At 62.3% G+C, this 24899-nt stretch carries 14 protein-coding genes, 1 tRNA gene and 1 pseudogene; 6 read left to right on the forward strand and 10 right to left on the reverse strand.

What is annotated here, in order from left to right:
* The first annotated feature begins 23 nt into the window (after positions 1 to 23).
* Together hisN and HMPREF3162_RS09485 are read left to right on the forward strand one after the other, a co-directional pair.
* Positions 24 to 788, forward strand: coding sequence for a histidinol-phosphatase (gene hisN / locus HMPREF3162_RS09480; protein WP_070573872.1), 765 nt, complete (start codon positions 24 to 26; stop codon positions 786 to 788).
* Positions 785 to 2014, forward strand: a complete 1230-nt coding sequence (locus HMPREF3162_RS09485) for an aminotransferase class I/II-fold pyridoxal phosphate-dependent enzyme (RefSeq protein ID WP_070777673.1) — start codon at positions 785 to 787, stop codon at positions 2012 to 2014. Before hisN ends, HMPREF3162_RS09485 begins: the two co-directional genes overlap by 4 nt.
* Before the next feature lie 313 nt (positions 2015 to 2327).
* On the opposite strand, the gene HMPREF3162_RS09490 is transcribed toward HMPREF3162_RS09485, so the two are convergent.
* Both HMPREF3162_RS09490 and HMPREF3162_RS09495 read right to left on the reverse strand, forming a co-directional pair.
* A complete protein-coding gene (locus HMPREF3162_RS09490; protein WP_070573876.1) occupies positions 2328 to 2666 on the reverse strand; it encodes a P-II family nitrogen regulator in 339 nt (112 codons plus the stop codon).
* A gap of 42 nt (positions 2667 to 2708) precedes the next feature.
* Positions 2709 to 3922, reverse strand: a pseudogene (locus HMPREF3162_RS09495) (ammonium transporter).
* A 786-nt stretch (positions 3923 to 4708) separates the two neighbouring features.
* Between HMPREF3162_RS09495 and HMPREF3162_RS09500 the strand changes: the two are divergent.
* On the forward strand, positions 4709 to 5791 hold the full coding sequence (locus HMPREF3162_RS09500) for a hypothetical protein (RefSeq protein ID WP_070573878.1): 1083 nt from the start codon (positions 4709 to 4711) through the stop codon (positions 5789 to 5791).
* A gap of 341 nt (positions 5792 to 6132) precedes the next feature.
* Here HMPREF3162_RS09500 and HMPREF3162_RS09505 read toward each other — a convergent pair.
* From HMPREF3162_RS09505 to HMPREF3162_RS09515, 3 genes are all read right to left on the reverse strand, one after another.
* Positions 6133 to 6209, reverse strand: a tRNA-Met gene (locus tag HMPREF3162_RS09505).
* A gap of 152 nt (positions 6210 to 6361) precedes the next feature.
* Positions 6362 to 9322: a UPF0182 family membrane protein gene (locus tag HMPREF3162_RS09510; protein ID WP_070573880.1), complete on the reverse strand. Its 2961-nt coding sequence runs from the start codon at positions 9320 to 9322 to the stop codon at positions 6362 to 6364.
* A 20-nt stretch (positions 9323 to 9342) separates the two neighbouring features.
* Complete coding sequence (locus HMPREF3162_RS09515) at positions 9343 to 10422, reverse strand: YlbL family protein (protein WP_176745889.1); 1080 nt, start codon at positions 10420 to 10422, stop codon at positions 9343 to 9345.
* Positions 10423 to 10588: 166 nt separating this feature from the next.
* Here HMPREF3162_RS09515 and HMPREF3162_RS09520 point away from each other — a divergent pair, with 166 nt between their 5' ends.
* Complete coding sequence (locus tag HMPREF3162_RS09520) at positions 10589 to 11881, forward strand: zinc-dependent metalloprotease (RefSeq protein WP_070777674.1); 1293 nt, start codon at positions 10589 to 10591, stop codon at positions 11879 to 11881.
* Positions 11882 to 12001: 120 nt separating this feature from the next.
* Here the strand turns inward: HMPREF3162_RS09520 and HMPREF3162_RS09525 are convergent, their stop codons facing one another.
* Positions 12002 to 12550, reverse strand: coding sequence for a M48 metallopeptidase family protein (locus tag HMPREF3162_RS09525; protein WP_226829139.1), 549 nt, complete (start codon positions 12548 to 12550; stop codon positions 12002 to 12004).
* A gap of 504 nt (positions 12551 to 13054) precedes the next feature.
* On the opposite strand from HMPREF3162_RS09525, the gene HMPREF3162_RS09530 reads away from it, so the two are divergent.
* A complete protein-coding gene (locus tag HMPREF3162_RS09530; RefSeq protein ID WP_151952232.1) occupies positions 13055 to 14011 on the forward strand; it encodes a hypothetical protein in 957 nt (318 codons plus the stop codon).
* Here HMPREF3162_RS09530 and HMPREF3162_RS09535 read toward each other — a convergent pair.
* Together HMPREF3162_RS09535 and nudC are read right to left on the reverse strand one after the other, a co-directional pair.
* The gene (locus HMPREF3162_RS09535) at positions 13906 to 15984 is read right to left on the reverse strand and encodes an ATP-dependent DNA helicase UvrD2 (protein WP_256278264.1); all 2079 of its coding nucleotides are present in this window, start codon (positions 15982 to 15984) and stop codon (positions 13906 to 13908) included. The two genes, HMPREF3162_RS09530 and HMPREF3162_RS09535, sit on opposite strands and share 106 nt — an antisense overlap.
* Positions 15981 to 16979 carry an NAD(+) diphosphatase gene (gene nudC / locus HMPREF3162_RS09540; protein WP_070574053.1) on the reverse strand — a complete coding sequence of 333 codons (999 nt, stop codon included), beginning with the start codon at positions 16977 to 16979 and terminating at the stop codon, positions 15981 to 15983. The genes HMPREF3162_RS09535 and nudC overlap by 4 nt, the downstream gene beginning before the upstream one ends.
* Before the next feature lie 91 nt (positions 16980 to 17070).
* On the opposite strand from nudC, the gene HMPREF3162_RS09545 reads away from it, so the two are divergent.
* The gene (locus tag HMPREF3162_RS09545; RefSeq protein WP_070573889.1) at positions 17071 to 18132 is read left to right on the forward strand and encodes a phosphotransferase; all 1062 of its coding nucleotides are present in this window, start codon (positions 17071 to 17073) and stop codon (positions 18130 to 18132) included.
* 73 nt (positions 18133 to 18205) lie between these two features.
* On the opposite strand, the gene HMPREF3162_RS09550 is transcribed toward HMPREF3162_RS09545, so the two are convergent.
* Together HMPREF3162_RS09550 and HMPREF3162_RS09555 are read right to left on the reverse strand one after the other, a co-directional pair.
* Positions 18206 to 21622 carry an ATP-dependent DNA helicase gene (locus HMPREF3162_RS09550; RefSeq protein WP_070777675.1) on the reverse strand — a complete coding sequence of 1139 codons (3417 nt, stop codon included), beginning with the start codon at positions 21620 to 21622 and terminating at the stop codon, positions 18206 to 18208.
* Positions 21619 to 24861, reverse strand: a complete 3243-nt coding sequence (locus HMPREF3162_RS09555; protein ID WP_070573892.1) for a PD-(D/E)XK nuclease family protein — start codon at positions 24859 to 24861, stop codon at positions 21619 to 21621. The genes HMPREF3162_RS09550 and HMPREF3162_RS09555 overlap by 4 nt, the downstream gene beginning before the upstream one ends.
* Between the last annotated feature and the right edge of the window lie 38 nt (positions 24862 to 24899).

Consider the following 24899-nt stretch of genomic DNA (forward strand, 5'->3'; position numbering starts at 1 on the left):
GCCATTCGACTAGCCTGGTGGGCATGGACGACCTCGAACTTGCCCACTATTTGGCAGACAAGGCTGACGCGCTTTCGCTGCCGGCGTTCCGCGCTCAGGATTTCAGCGTCGCACAGAAACCGGACATGACCCCCGTAACTGATGTCGACCGCGCTGTTGAACACGCCCTGCGCGAAATCATCGTCGACAACCGCCCCGACGATTCGCTGTACGGGGAGGAATTCGGCGCATCTGGAGAAAGCTCGCGTCGTTGGATCATCGACCCCATCGACGGAACCAAGAACTTTGTCCGCGGAGTTCCCGTCTACGCAACACTCATCGGCCTGTACGAAGGTGCCACTCCCCTTCTGGGCATGGTGAGCGCTCCGGCACTCGGCCGCCGCTGGTGGGGTACTCCCGAAGGTGGGGCATTCTTGAGGTTCGACGGTGATGACCGCAGGATTTCGGTCTCCGAAGTCAGTGAACTGGCCGATGCGTCGCTGGCGTTCTCATCGCTGTCCGGTTGGCGCAACCTGGGCCGCCGCGACGCATTTATTTCATTGACGGACCAGGTGTGGCGCCTGCGCGGCTATGGTGACTTTTGGTCGTACATGCTCGTAGCAGAAGGGGCCGTCGACATTGCAGCGGAACCTGAGCTCGAACTGTACGATATGGCCGCCCTTGTTCCCATTGTGCAGGCTGCCGGCGGCGTCTTCACTGACGTCGACGGTCGTCCCGGGCCGTTTGGGCCCAACGCGGTCGCATCAAACGGACACCTGCACCGAGCCGCCTTGGAGAAACTCGCATGACACCTGAGCTCAGCCCGCTGCCCGAAGAGGTCAACCGCGCTGCCGGACTGCTGGATGCTAACGGCAATCCCACCGAAACGATCTTCGGCGTCATGACGAAGTTCGCGGCCGAACACGGTGCCGTCAACCTCGGGCAGGGAGCCCCTGGAATCCCCGCGCCGGAACGGCTGCTCGACGCGGTCGACCGCGCTATGCGCGGCGGCGACAACCAGTACCCGCCCGGGCAGGGCCGCCCTGATCTCATTGAAGCGGTGTGCGCGCAGCGGCAACGCGAATACGATCACAGGATTGAGCCCGATCAGGTGCTCATCACTGTGGGTGCCACTCAGGGACTGACGAGCGCGATCATGGCGCTGCTGCCCCGCGGTGGCAAACTTGTCACCTTTGAACCGTTCTTCGACTCCTACCCTGCGGCTGTTGCAATGGCCGGGGGCGCATTCGCCACAGTGCCGCTCCTGCCCGCTGAAGGCAGCTGGCAGCCGGACTGGGATGCTTTCGAACGCGAGGTCGAGGGTGCCTCGATCATTCTGGTCAATTCGCCCCACAACCCCACCGGCACCGTGTTCTCCGCTGAGGCTCTCGATCGCATCTATGACGCGGCGGAGCGCGCGGGCGCGTGGATCCTCACAGACGAGGTCTACGAGCACCTGGTGTTCGACGAACACGAATATCAGCCGTTTGCCGCCCGCTTCCCGGATTCTGAACGCATCGTCTCAGTGTCCTCTGCCGGAAAGGCGTTCAACATCACCGGCTGGAAGATCGGCTGGCTCATTGCAGCACCTCGCGTGCGTGCCGCTTGCCAGGCAATTCAGCAGTACATGACGTTCGCCGCGGGCAATCCGCTGCAGGCAGCACTTGCGCAGGCAATCGGCGAAGGCTGGTCCTTCCCACAGGAGAACCGCGACACTCTGCAGCACAACCGCGAAATCATCGTCAGAGCACTCGAAGATGTTCCCGGTCTGCGTGTCCACGCACCGCAGGCCGGCTACTTCCTGCTGGCTGACTTCTCGCAGCTGACGGACAAGGATGCGACGGAGGTCAATGACACACTCACCCGAAAGGTGGGCGTGACGGGCATTCCCGCACCCGCGCTGTGCCGCAAGGGCTCGGAAACCGCGAAGCGCTTCCGCAGCTTCATTCGCTTCAGCTTCTGCAAGTCAACCGAAGAGGTCGAAGACGCCGCCCAGCGCATTCGCAGCAACCTCGATGTGTTCCAAAATCTCTGAGGTTTGAAGTGGGCGCGGGTACGAGCTGCGCGGGCTTCTCCCCTCACCGCAGATGTACGCCTAAGCCGCGTACGTCCCGGCTCGTAGACCAGACTCACGCTGTAATGCAGATTTGCGCGCTAATCCAGCGCATTAACGCGCGAACCTGCATTACAGCGTGAGAACAGCTCGCCATGGCGATGACCAGGAACGTCTAGGGCCCCGGCACTTCTGTGCCGGGGCCCGGTCTGCTCACCCCTGCCGAGGTGCCACGCTCCCCTGCCTTCCACCTCGGGCGTTTTCCGGTGGCTGTGGGGGCAGGACGCGGTGTCGGTCAGACTGCGTCTGTTCCCCGCTCGCCTGTGCGCACGCGGATCACATCTTCAACTGGTGTGACCCAGACTTTTCCGTCCCCGATTTCTCCGGTGTGGGCCGTAGAGACGATTGCTTCGACAGCAGAATCCAGTAGTGGATCATCAACCAGCACTTCGATGCGGACCTTGTCTACGAAGTCGACTTCGTACTCAGCGCCGCGATACATCTCGGTGTGTCCCTGTTGCTGTCCGTAGCCCCGAACCTGCCAGGCCGTCATTCCGTGTATCCCCTGGGCTTCGAGCGCCTGTTTGATTTCAGATGCCTTGAACGGCTTTACGACTGCCGTGATGAGCTTCATGTGAACTCCCTACTGTGCTTTTCGATCCGTGGTGTTTGCCGCTCAAACGCTGCGCTCATAAGCGGATTCACCGTGACAGGTGATGTCAATGCCGGTGAACTCCTGCTTCGGCTGCACGCGCCAGCCCATGGTCGCCTTCAGAACCCAGGCGATGAGCGCAGTGAAGATGGCCGAAACCAGCATTGCGACGACCGCAATGAGGATCTGAACAGCGAACAGCTTGAGGCCTTCAACGCCACCTCCTGTCAGCAGTCCTCGATCGGTTGCAAGCAGTCCGACGCCGACTGTTCCCCACAGCGCGGCCACCAAGTGCACACCGACGACGTCAAGCGAATCGTCGAATCCGAACTTGAACTTCAAGCCGACTCCCCAAGCTCCCAGCAGACCGCCGATGAAGCCCAGAACGATTGCCGTCAGAGGTGTGAGGTCTCCCGCTGCCGGGGTGATTGTGACGAGACCCCGCAACAACACCGGAGGCCGCACCGAGTGAAGTCGGCTGACCTTCCGTGACTTTCTCGTAAGCGAGCCACCCGAGCATCGCCGCGCCGGTTGCGACAGTCGTGTTGATCCACGCCAGTCCAGCCGAACCACAGCAGCGCCGAGCCGAGCATGACAAACGGAACATTGTGTGGCCGGTGCGGAGACTTCATGAAGTTGTCGCGCTTACCCACGATGAGCGCAAGCACCAACGCGACAGTTCCCGCTGAGATATGAACAACCGTGCCGCCCGCGAAATCGATGGGTGCGACCGATGCCTCCTCACTCGCTGTTCCGAACAGCGCTGCCGACAGGCCGGATGCCGAATGCGACAGGAACCCTCCGCCCCACACCATGTGAGCAAGTGGAAAGTAGACGAAGGTGGCCCAAAGCGCCGCGAATGCTAACCAAGTGCCGAACTTCACGCGCTCCGCGAGAGCACCGGATATTAGAGAAACCGAAATAGCCGCAAATGTCAGCTGAAACCCAACGTCAACAATGTTGGCATATCCATTAGCACCTTCAATATAGTTTCCGCGCGAATCCAGAATAGAATCATTCAGACCAAAGAATTCGAATGGGTTTGCAAACAGACCGCCTATTGACTGGGAACCGTAGGACATCGACCAGCCCCACAGCACGTACACGATGCTCACGACGGCGACCGCACCGAAGCTCATGAGCATCATGTTCAAAACGGACTTCTGCCTTGACATACCGCCGTAGAACAGCGCCAATGCGGGAGTCATCAATAATACGAGAGAGGCTGCGATCAGCATCCAACTCGCGTTGCCCGATGCCGCCGCTGCCTGATCCGGAGTCATTGTTCTTCCTTCCTGTGCCGTCGACCGTCTTTCTGATCTCTCTGACCTCTTTCCCGGCGATCGACGGATTAACGCTACAACACATAACTCGGATATGTAATGGATTGCTGGCTTTACGGAGAGGCGTGAAGCTGTGAGCGGGCGCCCACTCCAACTGCTTTCACAAAGCTAGCTGAAATGTCCATTGAATATTTGAAGCCGGGTGATAGAATCCAAAAGATGCTTTCACCCCTCCGAGGGGTTCCGCGAATTGCGCAGGGATGCGCAGCCTTACGATCCACAGATCCCCACGCACCGACACTTCCCCTAAAAGACGCGGCTCACCAACCCATTCCGGCACAGCAGCGAGCTGCATAAGTGCCATTCGCTCAAAGATCCACGCGCCCACTATTCAAGATGCGCATATAAACAGGTATGCACATTTTGGCGGAGCCTCCCAACCCCAACAATCTTTGTATTTGCACACCCGCATTTGTCCGCGATTTCGGAACTCCTTCATGGCTCCCCTGGCTCAACCCCTCCCGGGACCACGCCTTATGCAGTACAGCAAACTGCATCTCGCCCTGTATCTCGGCACGGGCCTGTCACGTGCTTCCGCGGCGCAGCGGTCACGCCGGCGACGGAATTTCAGACGGCGACGCCGACAAATCGGACTGCCCCCCCCTGGCGACCATCCGCAGTAGGCTTCTCCAACAGAACAATCTTCTAGTCAGCTCGCTCGTCGACTCGCGGAGGACCACGATGCCCACCCCCTCATCTCAGCCCCTGCACGTACTCCTCGTAGCTGATCCAGGGCTGCCCAGCAGACGAGCGGCGTCTATCCAGGCCTCGTTGGAACGCTGCCTGCGCGAGGCGTATGGGGCCGCAACGACGCTGCAGACCTGCACCGATACGGTCTATCTGACGCCCGAAAGCGAGCTGGATTTAGACGCAGCTGAAGACCTTCGTGCTGACTACCCCGATGTCAGCGTCATCCTCATCCTCACAGAGATCCCCCGACACACCCAGGGTGCCCCTCTCATTGCCGAGGCCTACTCCGACCGCAGCCTCGCAGTTGTTTCCTGCCCCACACTCGGAGCGTGGGCCACCAAGCGTCGCATCATCAAAGTCATGATGGGCTCAGTCAACAAACTGGTTCCTTGGGGTCCCGAAACCACAACGCCCAGATTTTCTCTCCGATGGTCGAACTGGTCCCATAATGAAGATTCCGGCCATCAGTCCCTGCATGCCCACACCCTCACCGGAGGCCCGCGGCTGATCTTGGGAATGACGATTTCCAACGAACCCTGGCGCACAGCGCCAAAACTCTCAGGAGCTCTCGCCGCAGCATCTGCAACCGGAGCTTTCGGCATCTTCTACAGTTCGATCTGGCAGATGTCGACCTACCTGTCCACGCTCCGCCTGCTCTCAATCGGCGCTCTCGCCATCGTGGTAATGGTCGCCTGGTTGATCATCAGTCACAGACTCTGGGACCAACCGATCAACGAACGACTGGCCACAGTGGTCATGTACTACAACCTCTCCACCGTGCTCACACTCCTGGTCACTGTGTTCGCACTCTTCGCGACATTGGTCGTCCTCATTCTCCTGGGCGGCCTCGTCGTGATCGATCCGGAGTTTATGACCCAGCAGATTCAGCAAGACGCATCGTTGACCAACTATCTCGATATCGCATGGCTCAGCGCAGCCATGGGTGTGGTGGCCGGCGGCATCGGCGCCAATTTCGACACTGACACCGACGTGCGAAGGCTGACTCATGGTCAGCGGATGCGGCAGCGAATCTATACAGACAACAGCACAGACGACACGGTCGAGAACAGCTGAGCGATATCTGGCTGGGGCTGCGCGCCAGCTTGGGCGGCCCCGCCCTTGTTCCCGCTAAGACGACTGCCGTCCGCTGCCCAGCGCAACCCAGCCTCGCGCTCTAATGCAGATCCACGCGCAAATGCGCTGCATTAAAGCGTGAAAGCACATTAAAGCGAGCACCCATCGCAACGAACATCGGCGGGAAGCCAACACGGCCGCCGCGCCGCACTTCGTCCCGACAAGCACCGACGGCGGCGAACATATAGAGCCTTCAGCGCAGGAACCATGACCCGACGCATATGCAGCCCAAACACAAAAAATCCCGGGATACCTGTGCTAGGTATCCCGGGATTTTTACGTGGTGGCGGGGGAGGGATTCGAACCCTCGACCTCCGGGTTATGAGCCCGGCGAGCTACCGAACTGCTCCACCCCGCGGTGCGTGTTCAACTATACGGAACATTGCGGTGAACACCAAATTACAGGCATGTGATGTGCATCGCACCACCCTCGCTGAAGCGAGCGGGGCCACCGCGCCCGCTCCGACCACCTCACGGTCGCCGGAGCGAACGGAACGGACGCCGCTGAGGTCAATCCCCTGCGCCCTGTCCCGCACCGGCGTCTGCACCGTCAGCCTTCATGGCTTTGTCCAGTGCGTCACGCAGGCGATCCTGAGCCTTGCCGTACTCGTCCCAGTTGCCTTCCTTCATAGCATCGTCCGAGTCCTTCATGGCCTTGTCAGCTTCCTTCAGAGCCGCGTCAAGTCCGGAACCGCCTCCAGAGGCGTTCTTGTCGCCTCCATCCGAACCGTCAGCGGTGACGGACCCCTTTTCTTCGTCTGAAGCCTGACCGGACTGACCGTGGTCGCCTGCGGACACACCGGAGTCGCCCCCGAACACCTGGTCGAGCGCTTCGTCAAGAGTGGGCGCAAAGCCGATCTGCTCGCCGAATGCCACAAGGACTCGCTGCAGAACCGGATAGGAGGTTTCACCCTGCGAACGCACATAGACCGGCTGCACATAGAGCAGGCCACCGCCGATTGGCAGTGTGAGCAGGTTGCCGTTCTCCACCTTCGATTCGCCCTGACGCAGCAGGTTGAGGTTCTGCTGAATGGCCGGTTCGGTGTTGAAGTTGTTCTGCGCCTGACCGGGACCGGGCACGGTGGTGTTGCGCGGCAACTGCAGCAGGCGCAGCCGGCCGTACTCCTCGCTGACCTTGCCCTTTTCGCTGCCCGCGTCACCGCTGGCGGCGAAGTAGCCGGTGAGGTTGTTGCGCGTCTGCCCCTCAATGGGACGCGGAATGAAGCTCGAGGTCAACGAGAACGTGGGTTGATCCTGACCCGGCATCTGCAGGGTCATGTAGTACGGCGGCTGCATGAGCCGTTCCTCGCGGTCAACCGTCGGGTCGAGCGGAGTGGTCCAGAAGTCCTGCTTGGTGTAGAACGAGTTCGCATCCGGCACGTGGTACTGCGTGAGCAGCTGACGCTGAACCTTGAAGAGGTCTTCCGGGTAGCGGACGTGGCTCATGAGGTCACCGCTGATCTCCGAAATCGGCTTGAGCGCGTTCGGGAAGATCTTCGACCATGACTGCAGAAGCGGATCTTCTTCATCCCAGGCGTACATGTCAATAGAACCGTCGTACGCATCGACAGCAACCTTGACTGAGTTGCGAATGTAGTTGACCTTCTGCGGCGGAAGCGCAGCCACAGAACCCTGCCGCTGGGTGTTGGAGTCTTCCGTCACATTCTGGAGAACCTGCGGTGTTGAATACGGGTAGTTCGAGCTCGTGGTGTAGGCGTCGACGATCCACTTGATGCGGCCGTCGACCACGGTCGGATACGGATCGCCGTCCACTTCGAGGAACGGTGCGATCTTCTTGACGCGTTCGCGTGGCTGTCGGTTGAACAGAATCTGCGATTCCGGATTGACGGCATCCGAGAGGACGATCTGCTCGTCCTGGAACTTCACCGCGAAGGCCAGACGGTTGAACAGGCTGCCCACGTTCGGTCCGCCCTCACCCTGGAAGGTCGTGTAGACCTGAGCGCCGCCGTCCTTTTCATCGTCGGTCGGGTAGTCGATTTCGCGCTTCTCACCGTCCTCGGGTCCGCCGACAATCGAGTAGGTGGGCGACTGTTCGCCGAAGTAGACGCGCGGTTCGTATTCGCCGAGCTCGCCGGTTGGCGGGATGTTGGACTCAAGGAACGCCGGACGCCCGTCGGCTCCCTGTTTGTTGCCGTAGGCGGCAACAATTCCGAAGCCGTGCGTGTAGACAACCGCCTGGTTGAGCCACGAAGCAGAAGCCTGTGATTCCGGATTGAGTTCACGCACCGAAATCACGGTGTCCTGCTGTTTGCCGTCGATTTCATAGCGGTCGACGTCCAGCTGCTCGGGGAAGGAATAGAACGACCGCTGCTGCTGCAGCTGTCGGAACGTGTCCGACACCAGGTTCGGGTCCAGGAGTCGAATAGAAGCCGCAGTTTCGGCGTCAGCCCGAAGGGCACCTCGTTCGCCTTCTGTGGAGGGCTTGTACTGCTGCACTTCGACATCGTCAATGCCGTAGGCATCCCGCGTGGCATCAATGTTGCGCTGCAGGTAGTCCTTCTCAAGGCTCTGCTCACTCGGCTGCACCATGAACTGCTGCACTGCCGCGGGCAGGCCGATGATGGAAACAGCGCCGAGCACCAGCAGCATGACGACTGACACCACCGAAAGCTTCCACATGTCTCGGAAGGCATTGGCAGCAAGCAGGGCCGCAACGACCACGCCGGCAATGGCGATGATGAGCAGTGCCGGAATCGTGATGTTCACGGCGGTGTAGGTGGCACCGGCCATGAGACCGGATTCGTCCATCAGCCGAGTGTAGCGCTGCAGGAAGATGCGGCCAGCCTGAATAAGAACCAGGATCGCTGCCGTCACCGCCAGCTGCACGCGAGCTGCGCGGGTCAGCTGAATGCCCTTCTCTTCGCCGGGTCGGATCCCGCCGAAAAGGTAGTGGGCGACAGCTGCAGCGACAAGCGACAGCAGCGCCGCCATCGCCAGGAAGTCACCAACCACTTTCAGCATCGGCAAGGTGAACACGTAGAACGAAATGTCCAGACCGAATTCCGGGTCTGCTTTGCCAAACGGCGTGGGATTGAGGAAAAGGAGGACCTCTTTCCACGCACCACTCAACGACACTCCGCCGATACCGCCGATGACCAGGGGCATGACAATCGTCATGAGACGGCGCAGCGGTTCAATGGCTTCCCGATAGCGGTCGAGGTTTTCCTGCTGCGGAGTCTGCGGCACATAGACCGGACGCTTGCGGTACGCCAGCGTCAGCGGAAGAAAGACAGCAAGACCCATGACGATGAGTCCGACTGCGAACAGTGCAATCCGGGTGATCCACTCCTTGGTGAACACCGCCAGGTAGTCAACCTGGGAGAACCACAGGACATCCGTATAGATCTGCGCAAAGAGCACGTAGAGCGCCAGCAGGGCAATGACCGCGGCTATCGTCAGCACGAGGGGCGATGGGCCCTTTCGCTTCGCTGTTTCCTGACTGTTGGACACTGGGTTCCTTTCGAAGGCTCTCACTTGTCGGCGCTGCACGAAGGCAGGTCGGATGTTCGGTCTTCTGCAATGTCCTCCAGCGCGGTCCTCGCCGCGTGGAGATTGTCAATTCCTATGACCGTGATTTCACGGTTCTCGGCGGCTTCAAGCGCTTCGGGGCAGTTGCCGCGCGGAGACAGGAAATACTCGCTGCCCGCGTCGTCAGCGGCAGCTACCTTCTGGCGCGCTCCCCCAATGGGCTGGACTGTGCCGTCGGCCGTGATCGCTCCGGTTCCGGCGACCTTCTTGTCGCCTGCGAGCGGGCCTTCGGTCAGCTTGTCGATGATCGTCAGGGCGAACACGGTGCCCGCTGACGGCCCTCCGACGTTGTCGAGGTTGAACTTCACGTCAACGGGGAAATCGAAGTCCTGGTCGAGCAGGACTCCCATCCGGTGTTCGCCGTCGAGCATCGTCGGCTGGATCGTTTCGGTCCGCTGCTGCCCTTCGCTTTCGAGGCGGAGCTCCACTGGCTGGCCCTTTTCGACTTCGCCGTGAATTGTCTGCAGGGCGTCGGGCCCTTCGACTTCTTTGCCGTTGATGGCGAGCACAGTTTCGCCCTGGGTGACTTTGCCGCGCGCCGGCCCGTCTGCTGGATCTTCAGCCACCCGCATGCGCACCGTGTAGTCCATGCCCAGTTCGCTGAGTGCCGCGGCTGTCGCAACGTCCTGCGAACTGGTCATCTGCGCCGTGTTCGTCTGGCTGACCTGCTCTCCCGTGATTTCCAGCGGGTAGAGGGACTCGGTCGGCACGACCGTCTCTGTACCCTTGACCAGCCCGATGAATGCGCGCAGGGCGCTCATGTGTCGATCTGGGCCTCCCACCACGCCGACGGTGAGCATATTGAGCTGCCCGTCAGTGGGATAGGTCTGCGCACCCGTGATTTCAACGACGTCCTTGTCGGTGTCTTCGACTTTGCCGAGCGTATTGAACACCGGCCCCGGAGTTTCTACGATGTACGCCACGGGCACAACAGCGGCGATGAGCACGAACACGAACGCGAGAAAGCCCGAAAGAGCGAATGCGGAGATCCGCCTGCGGGGCTGGTGAGAGGGCCTGGCCACAGTGTCCTTTCGGTTTGTCGGCTTGCAGCATTCTAGTCGGTGCTGCAGCGCGACCACCATTTGGCATTACGTCCTCAGCGAAATGCGCACTCCCTGCGGCGCAGGGAAATCTTTTGAGCCCGGGCTTCGTTACTCTGAGAAGAACGATCAACCCTTGGGGGCCAACATGAGTGATGACAAAGACCGTCCAGATGACGACCCGATGAACAACATGTTCGGCATGTTCTTCAGCGGCGGGCAGGGACCTTTCAGCATGGATCCAGGCCAGCTGGGCTCGATGATGAGCCGCTTCCAATCGATGATGACCCCTCCCGATCCCGAAGACGCCGCTCTGCAGACAGCCGAAAGCGCCGTCCCCCAACCTGACCCGACCGTCACGAGCGAGACCAGCCAAGCCGCGGCAGACGCATTCCGACTTGCCGAACTGTGGCTGTCGAAGGTGACAGACGCCTCGTCAGAGGCTGCGAGTGTTGAAGCACTCAGCCGTCGAGGCTGGGTCAAGGAAACCATCGGCGGCTGGCTGTCGCTGGCCTCCCCCATTCAGGAGCGCACCGCCTCGGGACTGACCGAGAGCATTTCTGAGCAGATTCCCGAGGAGATGCGCGGCTTTCTCAGCAGCGCGCAGCCGATGCTCGCCTCCATGACCACCTCGATGTTCGCCTCTCAGCTGGGACAGGCCGCGGCGGCACTGTCCGGCTCCGTACTCACCGGCACGGAGTACGGCCTGCCGCTTGCAGCCAGCGGACGTCCGTCCATGGTCAGCGCGAACATCACCGGCTTCGCCGCCGAAATCGACGTCGACGTCAACGAGCTGCGCATCTACCTGGCCACACTGGAACTGGCGCACTACGCACTCTTTGCGCGCGCTGCGTGGCTGCGCAAGCACATTGAAGACGCCGTGCGCGCCTACGCCGCGACGGTGGAAGTCAACGGCAGCGCACTCGGCGGAATCGCACCGGACATGGATCCGCAGAAAATGCAGGAAGCGGCCGAACAGATGCAGAAGGAACTGTTCAAACCAGCCGACACGGCGGAGCGCCGAGCCGCCGAGCAGAATCTCCAGCGCCTGCTGTCGACGGTGGCCGGCTGGACTGATGTCGTCGCCTACGCCGCGGTTGAACCACTCGAGAAGCGCGACCAGATCCGCGAAGCACTGCGGGAGCGCTACAGCGCCCAGTCCGAAGCAGAAGCCGAATTCGCTTCGCTCATCGGCCTGAACATCCACCCGACCCGCCTCAACGATGCGGTTCAGCTGTTCACCTTCCTCGAACAGACAGAAGGCGCCGAAGCGCGCGACGCGGTGTTCAACCAGGCCGAGTCCCTGCCGTCTGCTGTTGATCTTGACGACCCACTGGGCTACCTGGAGCGCCGCAGCCCCGAAACCGGGGATGCCGATATTGACAACATGGATGAAGCACTCCAGCGGCTTCTGGACGAGGAGTCCGGCAAGAACGACTGAGCATCGGCGGCTTCTGCTGTACCGTGCTGAAGCCGAACTCAACGGAAGGGCGCTGTGGGCATACCCCCAGCGCCCTTCGCGTCAGCTGCGGACTTCAGCTGCCTGCCGCACGATCGTGCGTCAGCCGCACACCGCGGCCTCAGCGGCATCCTCGCCGTGAGCGAAGCCTGCGAGAAAGATCTCCGCATCAGCCGTTCGCGGGTGCCGGTTCGCCAGCGCCCGAAAAGCCGGCGAGTGGTCGAGGTGCCGCAAGTGCGCGAGTTCGTGAACAAGAACCGCTTCAAGCACCCAGCGAGGAACGTTCCGCAGACGGTCCGACACCCTGATGTCGCCCGTCAGGCCGCTGGCAGAGGCGAATCTGCGCCGCTGGTTGCCTGTCCAGCGCACCGAGCCCGGTTCGATTCCATCGCCGAAATACCGTTGGTTGAGCTCTTCTGCCAAGGCGCGAAGCTTGTCGTCACTTCGCGGAGCGTTAGCCCGCCGGCGCTGCGCACGCTCTAAGAGCTCGGCTATTCCAGCAAGGTTTGCAGTGACGTCAAAACGCTGGGGCACCGCAAGCTTCCAAGCGTCGCCCGCAGGCTGGAGCGTGTAGGTTTTCTTTCTGCGCGCAGAGCGCACAACCGTCATCTCGCCGCTGCGCAGCATCCGTTCAACTTCTGCCGCAGTCATGGTGCTCATCCAAGCAGAGGCCGCGTTCGAGAACAAAGTGACACCAAAAGACAACTGGTGTGATAGACACCACACTGTTAAATCCAACAGTTTCTCGAATTTTATGAATCAACACCCGAAAGCCTTGTGTTTCCGGGATTCCGCACCCTTTGCCAGCACCGTTATCCACATCAGTTTCCACAAGCCCGGGAGAAGTCTCCACAGAGAATCCGCACATGTCCACACTGCCGCCGGGAAATCGCTTTGACGGCACCCCACACAGCCCTCTAACTTTAGGAATGGACCCGCGGAAAACGCAGTGATCACGGGCAAGGGGAAGGCACGTGAAAACTGACGGCCCTGCGGGTCCGCCACCCGAGCAGGGCCTGCACAGTGACTTCGGCGCTCACCCGCCGACGGCCTCACAGTAGGCCCTGCTTGCGTTTTATCCACAGGTTTTCCACAGATGCGGAAAGCATCTTCCATCTTCTGAGCATGCCCCGTAGATTGACTGCACTACCGGAGGTGAAGATGCTCATAGTCGATCCGGCCGTTGCCGTCATCAGCCGAACACACGCGTGCGTTCAATTCGGAATCGATGCCCCCGTTATCCTGTCCGGACTCAGCGACAGCGAGTCCGCCCTGCTGGACGCCCTGCGCCTGGGCATTGAAGAACACGACCTCATATCCGAAGCCCAACAACTCGGAGTCGAAGCGGACCGAGCGCACGAACTGTGCAGACTCCTGACGGATGCAGGGGTGCTTGTCGTCACCCAGGTTCCCGGCGCATCTGCCCCGTGGCGCCTGCGCACCTGGGCAGCACAGAACTCGGCCGATCCCCTCGAGCTCGCCGCAAAGGTGCGCCGCTCCCCCGTCTACGCCATCGGCCCTTTCAAAGGCGAGTTCGCCTCGGCAGCTGAGGCTGCGGGAATGCGGGCCGCACCGGCGGACAGCAGCAATGACCCGCGAATCCACCCCGGCAGCCTGGTGATCCTCACTGCGGTGTGGATGCCGGACCTGCTCAGCGCCGATTCGCTGTATGCCCGCGACATCGACCACGTCCATGCTGTCATCGGCGACCACTTCGGAACTGTCGGCGGAGTCGTTGTTCCCGGCGCATCACCGTGCTCACACTGCGGCGTGCGCTGGGCCAAACAGCATGATCCCGGTTGGCTGGACGCCTGGAAGGCTGTTCATCGCAGCGGCCCGCGGGCTTCGCAGGCTGACCCTGCACTCGTAGCCATTACGGCCGCTCACACGGCATCCCGACTGCGCGCAGATCGCGCAGGGATGCCGGGCCTGCACAGAAAGCTGATCGTGTCAGATTGGGGAATCGAAGAAGACGATGTCGCGTTCCACCCCGACTGCCGGTGCCGTCAGGGTTCCGAAGCCACTCCGGAAGCGGCGGCCGTAATGTCCAGCAGCTCCGATCCGAACTGTGCGAGTTTGACCGACCCAAGCCCTGGAATAAGAGCCAGCTGATCCCTGTTGCCCGGCATCGCTTCGGCTAGAGCACTCAGCGTCGCCTGTGTCAGCACCATGTATTCGGGCACGCGGAGTTCTTCGGCTTTGGCGGCCCGCCACCGGCTGAGTTCGCTCAGCAGCCCGCTGTCTGCAGGAGACGCACAGCTGGCGCATCTGCCCATGCGCCGATCGGCAGGTTCCGAAAGTGCCTTTCCACACTGCCGACAGGCTCTGCTGACTACTGTGCTGCGCGGTGCATCTTCGCGGCGTACAGCCTGAGCCCCGCGCATTTCTGCAACAAAGCGCGACACTCTGCGCTGGGTGCGCGACCCCGACTGCCGCATGCGCGCCCATGACAGGTCGAGTGAATCCCGGGCACGGGTCACTGCAACATAGAACAGTCGGCGCTCTTCGGCTATGTCGCGCGGAGTCTGCGCATAGGAAATGGGCATGAGCCCCTCGGTGAGCCCAATGAGGTGTACGCAGCTCCACTCCAGGCCCTTCGCGGCGTGCACGCTGGCCAGCGTTACTCCGTCAACGGTCGGGGCGAACTGGTGTTCACGGCGGTCTTCGAGTTCTGCGCTGAACTGCGGCAGAGTAATGGGCAGCTGCGAGTTGCGCTGCATATCCGAGGCCAGCTGCACGAGCGAATTGAGCGATTCCCATTTTTCTCGCAGCGCACCCGTTGCCGAGGGAGGCTGGGCCTGCCATCCGATGCTGGAGAGCACCTCGGCGACTGCCGTATCGAGCCGCTCCGTGCGCCGTGCGGCAGCAGACGAGCGCAGAAGGACCATGGCTTCTTTGACTTCCCTGCGAGCAAAGAAGCGCTCTCCCCCGCGCAGCACGTAGCTGATACCGCGGGCTTCGAGGGCTTCCTCTACAGCTCTGCTCTGCCCGTTGGTGCGAAACAGCACGGCGATGTCAGATGCCCGCACGCCCTGCGCTATCTGCGCTTGAATCCTCTGGGCTGCCGCAGCGGCTTCCGAAGCGTCGTCAGCGTATTCCGAGGCGGAGGGCGGCTGACCGCCTTCGCGCACCGGCTGCAGTTGCAGGGCGCCGCTGCCGGTGTGAGAGAGGACCTTGTTGGCGGCCTCGACAATGGATGCGCGTGACCGATAGTTGCGCACCAGTTCGATGGTCGTGGTGCCTGCGAACCGCTGGGCGGTGCTGAGAAGGTAGTTCGATGTGGCTCCCGCGAAGGTGTAGATAGTCTGAGCGGGGTCCCCGACAACGCACAGAGAGTCTCGATCGCCCAGCCAGCGCATGAGCAGGTCGTACTGCAGGGGCGACACGTCTTGGAATTCGTCGACGACGAAGTGACGATACTGACTGTGCACCGTGGCAACGAGATCGGCACGCGTGCCCAGCACTCCCGAGAGCGTCAGCAGAACGTCCTCGAAGTCGAGCAGGCGCCGTTCTGTTTTGAGGTCGCTGTAGCCGCGCATGATGTCGACAATCGCCGAAGCGCTGAGCCCGCCGGGCAGTTCCCGACTGTGGGCCTGCTGGGCGTATTCGTCGATGCCCAGCAGACTGACAGCCGCGTACTCGATTTCCGCAGCTACGTCGCGGACGAGTTCGCGCTCGACCGTCAAGCCGAGGTTTCCCATAACGCGGGCAACGGAACCAGCTTTGTTGGGCATGAGTTCCGGGAACGGCCCTTCGGCGAACATCGGCCAGAAGTAGCGCAGCTGGCGCAGTGCCGCGGCGTGGAATGTGCGAGCCTGGGCGCCCGCAACACCGAGGGAGCGCAGCCGAGAGCGCATCTCACCCGCTGCTTTTGCCGTGAACGTCAGAGCCAGAGTCTGTTTGGGGTCACGTTGGCCGGTAAGCGCACCGTAGGCAATGCGGTGTGTCATGGCCCTGGTCTTGCCGGTGCCGGCCCCTGCCAGCACGACAAGAGGACCGCCGGAGTGTTCGGCTACTGCGCGCTGTTCGGTGTCGAGCGCTTCCAGCAGCTGTGCCGCTTTGGATGTCACAGCATTGGATGTCACAGCAGCTGTTCTCCGTTCATCCACGCGCTGATGATCTGTCCGGCAATGGAGACTTCGCCGGGCAGGGAAAGCGAGCCGTCAGCTGTTGCCGATGCGATGTCGTCACGGCTGAACCATTTGACGTCAGCGATTTCGCAGCCGTCGGCTGTGATCGTGGCCGACCGGGCTCGCGCTGCAAACCCGAGCATGAGCGAACAGGGAAACGGCCACGGCTGCGAGCCGAGATAGCGGATGGTGTCGCAGTCGATGTTGGATTCTTCCTGGACTTCGCGCCGCACTGCCTGTTCCAGAGTTTCTCCGGGTTCGACGAACCCGGCCAGAAGCGAATAGCGGCCTTCTGGCCACAGTGCGTTGTTGCCCAGCAGAATGCGCTCCGTTCCGCTGTCGTCAGTGTGCAGAACGGCTGTTATGACGGCCGGATCCGTGCGCGGGAAGTGCTCCGTTCCGGCTGCGGGATCGACGCGCACCCACCCGCCTGCCGAAGGCACCGTAGGGTCTCCAGTGCGCGGTGAATGCGTGTGGGTTCTGTGCCAGTTGTCGAGTGCCACGGCGGTGGTTGCCGCATCAATGTCAGCATCGCTGAGTTCTGCGGCAAGAGCGCGCAGGTCAACCCACGTGGGGTCGTCCATTGCGGCACCGGCCGCCGGGGCCAGCAGGAAGTCGTCGGCTGAGGCCGCGCTGTCGTCAAGAACAGCACTGTCGGCTGTTGAGCGGCCGGCGTCATCAAGCAGCAGCGCCACGAGGTCCGCGGCCCCGCTGCGGCCGATGTAGACCCGCGTGCCGGTCAGTTTGTCCCAGTGCGGCTTGAGATCGGCCAATGAGAACATGTGCAGACCTTCGCGGGACACGAGAAGACTGCCGCGGTGGCAGAAGAAGATCCGTGTGCCGCTGCGGGCCAGGACATCTGCAACGCTGCCGTCAGCGCCGCGGTCGGTGTGGTTGCGGTCTGTCCCAACACGGGACAGTGAGCGGGTCGGCAGCAGGTAGCGGTTCATGACCACCACGATAGCCGTCAGCACTGACACTGATCTGACACGCGCCTCGGCGAACCTGAAGAGCAGGTCCTGCCCGGGTAGATTGGGGGACGTGGACACTTTCGATCTTCGTGCAGTGGCAATCAGCACCGTCATGTTGGACGGTTTCAAGGCCAAGCGCTGGAAACGGCTCGATGACGAACGCGGCCCGCGCCTGTTGGTCAGTGACGATGACCGCACCGTCGTCGTAGCAGCCTTTGACCAGGCGGCGGCGATTGACGCCGAAGCGGAAAAACTCGCATCCGCTGTTCTGCGCTCTATTCTGCCGACAGAACGCAGCTTCGCCGTGCCCCGCGTTATTGAGTCGCGGACTTTCCGTCCGGGACAGTTCAGCGACGACGAATGCTGCATTGCGATTTCGCAGCCGCTTGAGGGCGCGCCCATGTCGACGGAGGATTTCCGCACGGCACCGAGTCACGTTGATTCTCTCGCCGAGTGTCTTGCGGTTCTGCACAGTGCGGAGACCGGTCCGATTGCCGATGCGGGGCTTGTGGTTCACGAGTCTCAGGAGGTTCGGGGCCTGCTGTGGGACCTCCTGGACCGAGGTGCCGCCACCGGCCAAGTGCCACCCGAACTGCTGGAGCGGTGGGAGACTGTTCTCGAAACTCCCGCCGTGTGGCATTTTCTGCCGGTTCCCCTGCACGGCGATCTCACGATCGATGCCCTGCGCACGAACGGAAAGTCCATTGTGACGGTCGCAGATTTCAGTTCCCTGCGCGTGGGCGACCCTGCCGTTGACCTCGAAGCGGTATCGCATCTGCTGGATCCCGAAGAGTTTGACCGTTTCCTCCGCGTGTACGCGGAACGTGTGCGCCATGACGACGCTGGTCTGCGCAGTCGTATTGACCTGCGCAGCGAAATGGCTGTTCTCGAACTTCTTCTGACCGCCGTCGATTCGGGTGAGAAAGCACAGATCAAAGAAGTAGAGGTTATGCTCGCTGACCTTGCCGCGCTCACTGCTCCGCAGGGCGGCAATGACGCTGCCGCGGACAGCGAAGCTGCACCCCAACCCGACGCCTCGCAGGAAGAGACCTCGCAGGCAGTCGACAAGGACAGTGACGCTGCGGCCGACGAAGCAGCTTCCGGCAACACCGCAGCAGTCGACGATCCATAGTCGGCGGGTGAACCCGACCGCCTGCGCCCGCTGTCCTTCGACGCTTCTGATGACGACGGTGATGCCACCGACGTCATTGACCGCTGACGGCTGCCACCAGCTGTTCCCACGTGAGCAGGCTCGGTTCGCTGCCGGGCGTGCCCGCCGCGGCGAAGCGCACGACGGTGTCGCTTCCCAAAAAGTAAAACGCCGCTGACACATCCCGGCCCGCAAACTGCGGCATGCGGGCGACGGCGTGGGCGTACATGGACAGCTGGACAGCACGATCTGTCATTTCGCGTTCACTGCGCGGCGCGGAGCCGGTCTTCCAATCAACGACTTCAAGCGCGCTTCCCAAGTCGAATACGGCATCGATTTTTCCGGAGATGACCTTCGGTCCGACCTTGAGTTCAAAGGGCAGTTCGACCGCAGCCGGCGTCCGCCTGGCAAACTCTGAGCTTTCGAACCTGTTTTTGAGCTTCTCCAGCCGTGCTCTTTCGTGTTCCCCCAGACGTCTGGGAGCATGGTCGTCCAGTTCGAGCAGACTGGACTGGCCGAACCTGTTCTCGACCCAGGCGTGAAACTCCGTGCCAAGGGCTGCCGCCGAAGAGGGCTTCTGCGGCATGGGCCTGCTGCGCTGCCGGTCGAATTCTTCGCGGTCTCCCACGAAGTCGACCAGGGCTGTCGTTGACAGCCGGCTCAGTTCTGCCGGTTCGCTGTGCGGTTCCGGTTCGAGCAGCGCCTGCGCGCTTCTGACCAGCGGTCCGATATCGGGCCTGTCGGCAAGTTCGTGCAGTTCGATCCCGGCAGCTGACCGGTAGACCGCGAGAAGTTCTTGCCTGTGCGAGCGTGTCTGATCGTCAATCGCCGGCGGCCATTCCACGCTCGTCGGGGGTCGGCTGACGCCGTCAACTGCTTCGGGCATCTGCACCTCCCGGCCGAGTGCTGCGCCGATCTCCTCCAAAAACGGCGACAGGGTGTTCGGCTTGGTACGGCTGGTGATTGCCGATGCGCCGAGCCACAGGTGTGACTCCGCGCGAGTGACCGCAACATAGGCGAGGCGACGCTCTTCCACCAGATGATCGTCTTTGATCTGCTCGCCGATGGGCCCTCCGAACAGCTCTTTCGCATCCGCTGCCGTGCTCAGATCCTGCCGCGTTGTGTCCAGGTCCACCAGGTGCTGCCGGTCTCCGCGGAGAGGGTATGGCAGTTCGGCGCCCGTCAGCCAGGCCTTTGTGCTCTTCGGGAGGGTCGGGAGGTCGCCGACGGTGTTGTCGGGAATGGCCACCGCACTGAATTCAAGCCCTTTGGACGCGTGGATCGTCATGATCTGGACAGAATCTGGGTCGGCTTCTTCTGCAGCTGCTTCGAGCGCTTCGCTTTCTTCTGCCACCATGAGCCAGGCGAGGAAGTCCGCAGCCGTTGCAGACGGGTGCTGTGCCCCGTAGTTCTGCGCCATCGTCTTCAGAGAATCGACGGCCCTGCGGTGGGGTTCGGGATTGGGCAGAGCTTCGATGTCCAAGTCGAGATTGAATACGCGGACGACGGAGCGCAGGGCTTCGACGGGTGAAGACGCACTGCGGCGGACCGCTCTGAGCCGCAGCGCCAGGGAGCGCAGGCGGCCGACCGCCGCCGTGGACAGTCCCGCCTGCTCTGCGAGATCGGCTGATGTGGTGTCGTCGACGAACTCGTCAATGCACTCAATGAGCGTTGGGACTGCTTCTTCGTCGAGTCCTTCACCGCGCATCCGGCAGAATCGGCTGAGTGCGCGTATGTCCTTAGCCCCCAGTGCGGTCTGCGGACCGCTGAGCAGTCGCATGACCTCGGTTGCCGCCGTAATGTCGACGGCCGATGCCAGGGCTGCAACCGCATCGGCGGTGTATGGGTTGTCGAGCGACCCGCGCGACCCGACGATCGCGTACGGCACTCCCGCTGCGCGCAGCGCGTCCGCAATGGGCCCGATGGACTTGCGAGCCCGAACCAGCACCGCGCGGCTGCCCGTCCGATCCTTCATCCACAGGGCCAGTTCTCGGTACTGGTCAAGGCCGTAGTCAACATCTGTGTTGCCCTCTGTCACACAGAAGGTGACGGTGCCGACCGCCGCCTGGTCTGACTGCGGCTCGGCGGGGCCGCCTGTCTTGGCGTGCGATTTGTGCTTCAGCGGCTCCGACGCGGTTTCGGAAATTGCTTTGAGCGGTTCTGACACGGCGTTGGCAGCATCGAGGATGAGCTGCGCGTTTCGGAAGGAAATGCTGAGCGTGTATTCCTGTGCCGGATGGCCGCGGAATCTGAACTGCTCTGGGAAGTCTCGAAGGCTTCCGGCCGAAGCCCCTCGCCAGGCGTAGATGGACTGCCGGTAGTCCCCGACCGCGGTCACTGCTTTGCCCGCAAACAGGGTCTGCAGAAGTTTGAACTGGCTGTCCGAGGTGTCCTGGTACTCGTCGAGCAGAATGATGTCCCAGCGGCCGCGCTCTTCGGTGAGGGCCTGTTCGTCGGCATTCATGATGGTGTAGGCCGATGCGACCTGGTCGGAGAACTGCATGCGCCCGGTTTCGCGCTTGTGTTCTTTCCACCGGCCGGCCAGCAGCGCGTACTGTTTTTTGCGCATCAGCGATTCGATGAGCTCCGATGTTCCGGCTTCGCGCACTGCTGCCACGGCTCGGTCGGTGAATTCAGGTGTCAGCGTGCGCATGCCCGCGGCTTCGCCGGCCAGCTGTTCAAGACGGGCGCCCAGGGCGTCTTTTTCTTCTTTGGGAATGCGTTTGCGGCGAACCGCGGCAGCGTGTTTGACCAGCTGCTCGGAGCCGACCGCGTGGGCCAAAGAGAGGTCCAGGTAGTCGATGACATCAGCGGATGTCTTGAGGTGTTCGTCAATCTGCGAGGCCAAGTGCAGTGCGTCTTTGATGACTGTGGCGCGTGATTTTTCAGAGGGAATATCTGCGTCGGTCGCTTGGTCGACGAGCGAACCGAACTCCTGGATGGCTTCGGCGTCGTCCAGAATGGCGGTGCCGTCTTCGATTCCAACGGCCAGGCCGTACTGGCTGACGAGTGCGGCGGCATAGGAGTTGTAGGTCTGGACGGTCGGCCCGAACAGTGCATCCAGCGGGTCAGATGCGCCCACTGTGCCGCGCTGCCCTTCTGCCGCGCGGGTCTGCCTCTCGACGTTCCACCGCTCTGCGCCGTCGCGGCAGGATGCTGCGTGGACTTCGAATGCGCGGATGAAGTCATTGATGCGCTTGGCGAGTTCACCAACTGCTTTGCGGGTGAAAGTGAGTGCAAGAATGCGGTCCTTGGCGACGTAGCCGTTGGCCACGAGCCACAGCACGCGCTGGGCGATAACCGCGGTCTTGCCCGAACCAGCACCTGCGATGACGACTGCCGGGGCGTCGACGGGGCTTTCGATGATCCTCTTCTGTTCGGCCGTGGGCATCGGTTTGGTGCCGTCTTTGAGAGGCGTCCCGACAATCTGGGCTAGGTCTTCGGCTGAATACTGCGGCGGGGTTTGGTTCACGATTCGTCCTCTCCGGTCTGGACGGCGGGGCACGAGCGCTTGACCGGGCAATAGCGGCAGGCCTGGGCACTAGGTGTGGCTGGGAACTGGGCCGAGCGAATGCCGGCTGCGGTTGGCCGCACGCTGTCGGCCAGGAATGCACGTCGTGTTTCTTCACTCATGGCGTCTTGGGTGCGCACGTTCGATGTTCCACGCGCCCCGGCAGCTTTGCGGGGATACATGAGCATGCCGCCCCCGGCGCCGTTGCCGAAGTCCTGCAGCGGAGCCGAAGCGGTTTCCTCCGCTATGCGGGCCCCGGGCAGACCCATGGCTGCCTGATAGGCGGCCAGCTGCGGATCGGCTTGCGCGTCTTCTTTGGATTTCGGGGTTTTTCCGGTCTTGAAGTCGACAATGTGCAGCCGGCCCTCGCTGTCGCGTTCCAGTCGGTCGATGCGCCCGCGAATCAGCCAGCCTTCGCGGCTGTCGGCGACAAGGGTCTTTTCGGCGCCCATAAACCGGTAGCCGTCGCTGCGTCTGCTCACGAGGAAGTCGTTGAGGTTGCCCACCATGTCGAGCCCTTCGGCGTACTGTCTGTCGCGCTCCCATCGTGAGGCGAACTCAAGATGCTCAAAGCCCTCTTCGAATGCCGCTTTCAGCTCTGTGTAACCGCCGTGCGGATGTCTTTCGGCCAGAGAGTGTATGAGGGTTCCCAGCCGCTGGGCGTTTGTCGACGGCAGTGCGCCGGCGTGGCGCGACAGCAGCCATTTGAGCGGACACTCCAAGAACATTTCGAGGGTTGACGGTGAGATCGTCACGGGGGCGTCATCGGCTGCTGCGGGATCGACGGTGGACCGTTCGCGCCATGCACTCCACGTATGAGGCGACGCGGCTTCTACACCGGCTTCGGCGAGGCCCGCCAAAAGCAGCGCCCACGGTGCAGAGTCGTCTCTGCTGTTTTCAAACCGGCCGCGCGCAAATCCCACCAGCTGGCGCATTGACGCCGGCCCCACGGTCGCGTGGTCGGATACAGGGCTGAGAACACGGGGTTCGGGGGCCGGCTGTGTGCCCTCACGGCCGAACTGGGCGGCGGCTTTCTGCGTGTGCTCGAAGAACACTGACGGCAGGATTTCACCGTCATTGACGGCAAGAACCACCGCCGTGGAGCGGGCCCGGGACAGCGCTGCTAGGAACATGCGGCCTTCGTCGCGGACCGTGGCCTTCTGCAGTTCACGGTAGCTGGGGGCGCTGTCGAGGGCCGCGAAAGCATCGATGCCACCGCCGCCTTCGTCACCATCGGCGATGCGCCACACACCGGCGGCTAGGTCTTCGTCGAGACGCTGTTGGAGGAAAACGGATCCCCGGACCCTGGTGTTGGGCCACGTGCCCTCTTGGACATCGGCGATGATGACGTGTTCGAAATCGCGATGTGCCACCGCGGCCGGTGTGGACACAATGACTTCGCGGCTCTGTCCGGAGTGCGCCAGGGAGTCCTGGGCAACCGCCTGGCCGAGAACTGTCACCGCAAAGCTTTCGGCGTCGACTTCTCTCCGGTCGGTGAACTTCTGTGCCAGCGTCTGCAGTCGGATGACGGCGTCGAGGTCCGCGTTGCGTTCGTCTTCTGGATCAGATTCCGCACGCCGCTGCCAGTCATCGGCAACACCGAAGGCCTCCCAGACCTCCCATACGGCCGCTTCGGGTTCGAGCCTGCGCACCCGGTCTGCCGCAATCAGCACGTCTGCGAGCATGCGCACCGTCCGGGGCGCGCTCGATGCAGCGTCTGGGCCGTGCACACCTGTCGGCGCGTCGGCGCTTTCAGCATGTGCTGCTGCAGCGGCCGCCAGAAGAGCACCCAGACTGCGGTCACCGCCGTCGTCCCTGCTGTCAGTGCGCATCAGCGCTCGACGCAGACTTCCCGCGCCGACAACGTCGAGCTCCCCGTAGGGGCCGGTGGCGATGTCTTCGCACAGGCGTTCGCGTTCACCCGGTTCGCAGCTGTCCCCAAGGGCCAGCAGACGAAGAATGTGGGCGGTTGCCGGCTGCGAACTCAGCGGCTGAACCTGCTTCTGCACCGGTATTCCGTGGGCTGCGAGCTCTGCCGCGAGCGCGGACGCAGACCCGGATGAGCGTGACAGCACAGCGCAGTCGTCCCATTGTGCGCCGTCGTCGTGCCACGTGCGGATGAGGGAGGCCGCCAAGCGCGCTTGGTCGGACTGGGTGCTGACGGCACTGGCACACACGGTTGACGCTCCGGCGGCAAAATCTTCGGCTGAAGCTGGAACGTGCCGGCGGTGCAGATCAGACGAAATGATGCGGGCCAGGGAATCGTAGGCGCGGCGCACACCACCTGCACCGCGGTGCACACGGGATGCTCCGTCGAGAGTGAAGGTCTGCGCGCCGGCTGCAAGCGATTGGAACAGCCTGCCGCCGGCACCGCGAAATCCCTGCACGGTCGTGTCGGGAGATGTCCACAGTCCTATCGTGGCGCCTTTGGATTCGAGCGCCAGCAGGAAGTCAAGCGCGGTGTCCGGGAAGTCCTGTGCTGAGTCAAGCAGAATGTGCGCCGGCAGGGGTTCAGAGGAGAAAGACCACTTCTGACCGGCCCTCGTGCCGTCGGCTGTGACGACTGCGGCTGCGCGGGCGAAGACCGCAGCGGTGTCGACTCCGCCGAAACCGGGGACCGCCAGGAGGTTTTCGTAGTCTTTGAGCACGACAGCCAGGGCCTGCCACTGCGCAAGTCCTCGCTGTCTGCCCAGCCGTTCGAGCTGGGCTGGTGTCACGCCGTAGCCCATGACGGCGTTGAGAGCGTCGCGCAGCTGACGGCGAAAGCCTGCGGTTGTCAGGAGTTCGGCGCTGAATCCGCCTGGCCACCGGGGGCCCGAAACCCGCCCGGATTCATAGCCTTCGAGAACTGAGGCGAGAAGATATTCCTGGTCCGCACCGGAAATGAAGTCAAGAGGCCGGCCGAAAACGGCGGCAGAGTGCGCTGAGACGAGCGAAAAGGCGTAGGAGTGGACTGACCGGGCGGCTGGTGCGGAGCGAATGCCGTCACCCGTCGGCAGGCGATCGCGCAGTGCATCTGCGTGCTCTCGGCTGGGCGTGAGCGCAAGAACGGACGGTTCTCCCCCGCGCTTGGCCAGCACGGAGTAGGAATCGATCAGCTGCGCGGTCTTTCCCGTGCCCGGACCGCCGAAGACCGCGGTCCGCTGTCCGGCGAGCAGAGTTTCTGCAGCGCAGTTTCCTGCGGCTTCGTTTGTCCTCATACTGCTATTCGACCACGAAGCACTGACACGAGTCGCGT

Source organism: Brevibacterium sp. HMSC07C04 (genome assembly GCF_001815905.1).
Taxonomy (GTDB): Bacteria; Actinomycetota; Actinomycetes; order Actinomycetales; family Brevibacteriaceae; genus Brevibacterium.